2 rRNA genes are annotated in these 675 nt (G+C 45.8%); both read right to left on the bottom strand.

Features of this window, described 5'->3' with window-relative positions:
• A 23S ribosomal RNA gene (locus QQZ16_RS03580) occupies nt 1-94 on the bottom strand; the annotation flags it as partial.
• A 361-nt stretch (nt 95-455) separates the two neighbouring features.
• Nucleotides 456-675: ribosomal RNA gene (locus QQZ16_RS03575) — 16S ribosomal RNA — on the bottom strand; the annotation flags it as partial.

The following is a 675-nucleotide window of genomic DNA, read 5'->3' as shown; positions in this document are numbered from 1 at the left end:
TACTTACAGCTCCCCAAAGCATATCGGTGTTAATCCCGTCCTTCATCGGCTCCTAGTGCCAAGGCATCCACCGTGCGCCCTTTCTAACTTAACTTAGTTTCGACCAAAGATAAGCGGCGTATCTCTTCGTCAGCTTCCTTACTCTGCTCCTCACGTACTAGCGTACGCTCCGGTGCTCGCTCGGTCGCTTCCTTGATCTACTTGCTTCTCTTTGCTCTCCATTCTTTGAAAGAGTATTCGATTGATACGATTACTTTTCAAAGAAGTAATTCTCTAAAATAGAGAATCTAAGATGGCGATTACTCGGTTTATCTTGGTTACTTCTATTTAATGATTTAGTTTTCAAAGAACAATTTCGGCTTATTTAAAAGCCTATTTTTGAGGAATTGCTCCCTCAAAACTGAACAACAAATCGTCAACAATCTTTGATGGAATGTGAATTCCATTTTCCTTAGAAAGGAGGTGATCCAGCCGCAGCTTCCGATACGGCTACCTTGTTACGACTTCACCCCAATCATCTATCCCACCTTAGGCGGCTGGCTCCAAATGGTTACCCCACCGACTTCGGGTGTTACAAACTCTCGTGGTGTGACGGGCGGTGTGTACAAGGCCCGGGAACGTATTCACCGCGGCATGCTGATCCGCGATTACTAGCGATTCCAGCTTCATGTAGGC

The sequence above is a fragment of the Bacillus sp. T2.9-1 genome, from assembly GCF_950097965.1.
Taxonomy (GTDB): domain Bacteria; phylum Bacillota; class Bacilli; order Bacillales; family Cytobacillaceae; genus Niallia; species Niallia hominis.
This window is presented reverse-complemented; position numbering and strand designations above follow the sequence as displayed.